Source organism: Pantoea sp. (assembly GCF_039594315.1).
Lineage (GTDB): Bacteria > Pseudomonadota > Gammaproteobacteria > Enterobacterales > Enterobacteriaceae > Pantoea.
Genome location: NZ_JBCNNP010000105.1, coordinates 1 through 4,275 on the forward strand (window position 1 = coordinate 1; position 4,275 = coordinate 4,275).

Below are 4,275 nucleotides of genomic sequence, written 5' to 3' on the forward strand. Positions count from 1 at the left end.
TGTAAGCCTGTACCTGACTGCCGTTGCCACTACCGTGCGCGAAGGCCGTTCACAGGACCTGGCTGAGCAGGCTGAAGAAGCTGCTGAAGCTTAATAAGGTTCGCTCTTTCTAAGAGCCCTTAGACATCAGATGTTATCTGTTAAGGGGGCCGTTCAGGCCCCTTTATTTTATCTAAGTCTGTCACGCTTCTCTCTGAGCGAGCGGGGCAGAGTAAATTTTCCGCAACAAGTTTCTGACAGTGTGTGAACACACAGAGACGAATCGAGGATTCTGGAATGGCTGATATTACCGCTGCATTGGTAAAAGAACTGCGTGAGCGTACTGGCGCAGGCATGATGGACTGCAAAAAAGCGCTGACTGAATCAAACGGCGACATCGAGCTGGCGATTGAGAACATGCGTAAATCTGGCGCAATCAAAGCCGCTAAGAAAGCAGGCAACGTGGCTGCTGATGGCGTGATCAAAACCAAAATCGCTGACGGTTTCGCAGTGATTCTGGAAGTAAACTGCCAGACTGACTTCGTAGCAAAAGATGCCGGTTTCCAGGCGTTTGCTGACAAAGTTCTGGATGCAGCAGCTGCAGGCAAAGTTACTGATGTGGAAGCTCTGAAAGCGCAGTTCGAAGAAGAACGCGTAGCGCTGGTTGCTAAAATCGGTGAGAACATCAACATCCGTCGTGTTGCGATCCTGGAAGGTGCTGAGCTGAACAGCTATCAGCACGGCGCGCGTATCGGTGTTGTGGTTTCAACTGCCGGTGCTAGCGAAGAGCTGAGCAAGCATGTTGCTATGCACATCGCAGCAAGTAAGCCAGAATTCGTTACCCCAGAAGACGTTTCTGCTGACGTGGTTGAGAAAGAGTACCAGGTTCAGTTGGACATTGCCATGCAGTCTGGCAAGCCAAAAGAAATCGCTGAAAAAATGGTTGAAGGCCGCATGAAGAAATTCACCGGCGAAGTTTCTCTGACCGGTCAGGCTTTCGTTATCGACCCAAGCAAAACCGTTGGTCAGGCGTTGAAAGAGCAAAACGCTAAAGCCATCAACTTCATCCGCTTCGAAGTGGGCGAAGGCATTGAGAAAGTTGAAGCTGACTTCGCAGCAGAAGTTGCTGCAATGTCCAAACAGTCTTAATGGTCCGAAAGAACCGCCACAAGGCGGTTCTTTTTTGCCTGTAATTTAGTACGGCACTTTTCAGTCTCATCCCAATAGCTTTTTTAGCGCGCTTTGCGGATGATCGACCAGATTTTACTTCTCCTTTTCATCATATCTTCCAGGAAGAATTGACCATGGCGACCAACGCAAAACCTGTATATCAACGTATCCTGCTAAAACTGAGTGGCGAAGCACTGCAAGGTGCCGAAGGTTTTGGTATTGACGCGAGCGTGCTTGACCGCATGGCGCAAGAGGTTAAAGAGCTGGTTGAATTGGGCATCCAGGTGGGTGTGGTTATTGGTGGCGGTAACCTGTTCCGCGGCGCGGGTCTGGCCCAGGCGGGAATGAACCGTGTGGTCGGCGACCATATGGGCATGCTGGCCACGGTAATGAACGGTTTAGCAATGCGTGATGCGCTGCACCGTGCGTATGTCAATGCGCGTTTGATGTCAGCGATTCCGCTGAATGGCGTGTGTGATAACTACAGCTGGGCGGAAGCGATTAGCCTGCTGCGCAACAACCGCGTGGTGATTTTCGCGGCCGGTACCGGTAACCCATTCTTTACCACTGACTCTGCAGCCTGCCTGCGCGGCATCGAAATCGAAGCTGACGTGGTTCTGAAAGCCACCAAAGTAGACGGCGTCTACTCTGAAGATCCGGTAAAAAATCCGGATGCAACGCTGTATGACCAGCTGAGCTATGCCGAAGTGCTGGATAAAGAGCTTAAAGTGATGGATCTTGCGGCCTTTACGCTGGCGCGTGACCATAAACTGCCTATCCGCGTCTTCAATATGAACAAACCTGGCGCACTGCGTCGCGTAGTGATGGGTGAAAAAGAAGGCACCCTGATTACGCATTAATACCCGACGCAAGTTAAAATAAGGTATATTCTTTTGCCGCGGTGCTCCGTCATCGCGCAGCAATTAGGATGATCGATGTTTATCGATACCACTTCCGGTTCGCCCGGAGATGGCCAGGTCAAACCGAATCCAAGGGTTTCAACGTGATTAACGACATTAAAAAAGATGCTGACACGCGCATGGAAAAATGTGTGGATGCATTCAAAAACAACATCAGCAAAGTGCGCACCGGTCGTGCTTCGCCTTCACTGCTCGACGGCATTGTTGTTCCTTATTACGGTACGCCTACGCCGCTGCGTCAGCTGGCTAACGTGACCGTTGAGGATTCGCGTACGCTGAAAATCAACGTATTTGATCGCTCACTGAGCGCCGCGGTTGAGAAAGCCATCATGGCTTCTGACTTGGGTCTGAACCCAAGCTCAGCCGGAAGCGACATTCGTGTGCCGCTGCCACCGCTGACCGAAGAGCGTCGTAAAGATCTGATCAAGATCGTGCGTGGCGAAGCAGAGCAGGGCCGTGTTTCTGTGCGTAACGTCCGTCGTGATGCTAACGACAAGATCAAAGCGTTGTTGAAAGACAAAGAGATCAGCGAAGACGACGAACGTCGCTCGCAGGATGAGATCCAGAAAATGACTGATGCACATATCAAGAGTGTTGATACTGCATTGGCCGATAAAGAGAAGGAACTGATGGATTTCTAATTCCATCAATTGCCTGCCAAAACGCCGTACAGAGACGTGTTCTAGATGAATGCACTCTGGCGGCGTTTTACATTGTGCCCGGCGCCGTTGCGGGCACGATCCACGACTTCACAGGGATAGCATGATGAAGCGATTAACTCTGCTGGGATCAACCGGCTCAATTGGCACCAGCACGCTGGCGGTGATTGCGGCGAATCCTGAACTGTATCAGGTCACTGCGCTGGTGGCGGGCCAGAACGTGGCGTTGATGGCGGAACAATGCCTGCAATTCCAACCACGCTATGCCGCGATGTCTGATGAAACCTCCGCTAAAGCGCTGCGTGAGCGACTGAAAGCACTCAACGTTAATACCGAAGTGCTCTCCGGCGTTCAAGCCGCTTGCGAATTGGCTGCATTGGATGAAGTTGACCAGGTGATGGCGGCGATCGTCGGCGCCTCAGGTTTACAGCCCACTTTAGCGGCTATTCGCGCCGGCAAAACCGTGCTGCTGGCGAATAAAGAATCCCTTGTCACATGCGGCCGTCTGTTTATGGAGGCGGTACGTCATCATCAGGCGCAATTGCTGCCGGTCGACAGCGAGCATAATGCCATTTTTCAGAGTTTACCCGCTTCCATACAGCATCAGTTGGGGTACGCTGATCTGCGGGGGAACGGCATCGAGTCGATTCTCCTTACGGGATCGGGTGGTCCTTTTCGTGACACGCCACTAGCGGATTTAGCCGCGATGTCGCCGGATCAGGCGTGTGCGCATCCGAACTGGTCAATGGGACGAAAAATCTCCGTTGATTCGGCCACCATGATGAATAAAGGTCTTGAATACATTGAAGCCCGCTGGCTATTTAATGCGACTGACGCGCAGATGGAAGTTATCTTGCATCCGCAGTCTGTTATCCATTCGATGGTGCGTTATTGCGATGGCAGTGTGTTGGCGCAACTAGGTTCACCGGATATGCGAACGCCAATCGCGCACAGCATGGCATGGCCAGCACGTATCTCTGCGGGTGTAACGCCACTCGATTTCACTCGCATGAAGTCACTGACGTTTGCCGAACCAGATTACGAGCGCTATCCCTGCCTGAAACTCGCGATTGATGCCTGTGCAACAGGCCAGGCGGCCACGACGACGCTGAATGCAGCGAATGAAGTGGCGGTTGCCGCGTTTCTTGAGCACCAGATTCGCTTTACCGATATCGCTGCCATCAACAGTGAAGTTCTGGCGTCGCTGAGTTGTCAGGAGCCGGACAGCATTGACGCAGTGATGGAAATCGATCGGTTAGCGCGTGTGCGTGCGAAAGAATTGTTGCCACGCTACTGTTTAGCAGGTTGATAGTTCCCGCTATTTGTTCGCCTTGGGTGAAAATGGTATAGTCGCTCGCTCGCGTTTCACAGCCCGACATTGTTTCGATGTCATCTGGCGTGTTTGCCGGAGTTTGCTGCTGGCGCAATGTATTCAGAAACCACAGCATTTCTGATGAAAGGAATTATTACGCGTTATGTCGTCCAACAATCACAACACAATCGATGACGAGTCGTACTGCACGCCACGTCACGTGGCCATCATTATG

General features: G+C 52.0%; 4 protein-coding genes and 1 pseudogene. All 5 read left to right on the plus strand.

Annotated features, from left to right (window positions below; translation table 11 throughout):
• Positions 1-94 (plus strand): annotated as a pseudogene (gene rpsB / locus ABDW13_RS23305) (30S ribosomal protein S2); the annotation flags it as partial.
• 182 nt (positions 95-276) lie between these two features.
• Positions 277-1,128, plus strand: coding sequence for a translation elongation factor Ts (gene tsf, locus ABDW13_RS23310; RefSeq protein ID WP_343554874.1), 852 nt, complete (start codon positions 277-279; stop codon positions 1,126-1,128).
• A 155-nt stretch (positions 1,129-1,283) separates the two neighbouring features.
• On the plus strand, positions 1,284-2,009 hold the full coding sequence (pyrH, locus tag ABDW13_RS23315; protein WP_007893903.1) for a UMP kinase: 726 nt from the start codon (positions 1,284-1,286) through the stop codon (positions 2,007-2,009).
• Positions 2,010-2,152: 143 nt separating this feature from the next.
• A complete protein-coding gene (frr, locus tag ABDW13_RS23320) occupies positions 2,153-2,710 on the plus strand; it encodes a ribosome recycling factor (protein ID WP_343554875.1) in 558 nt (185 codons plus the stop codon).
• 124 nt (positions 2,711-2,834) lie between these two features.
• Positions 2,835-4,037 (plus strand): 1-deoxy-D-xylulose-5-phosphate reductoisomerase, encoded by a 1,203-nt coding sequence (gene ispC, locus ABDW13_RS23325; protein WP_343554876.1) that lies wholly within the window; start codon positions 2,835-2,837, stop codon positions 4,035-4,037.
• Positions 4,038-4,275: the final 238 nt, after the last annotated feature.

Excerpts from the sequence above, each read along its gene's own strand:
- pyrH (WP_007893903.1), top strand. The coding sequence starts at position 1,284 with ATGGCGACCAACGCAAAACCTGTATATCAACGTATCCTGCTAAAACTG.
- tsf (WP_343554874.1), top strand. The coding sequence starts at position 277 with ATGGCTGATATTACCGCTGCATTGGTAAAAGAACTGCGTGAGCGTACT.
- ispC (WP_343554876.1), top strand. The coding sequence starts at position 2,835 with ATGAAGCGATTAACTCTGCTGGGATCAACCGGCTCAATTGGCACCAGC.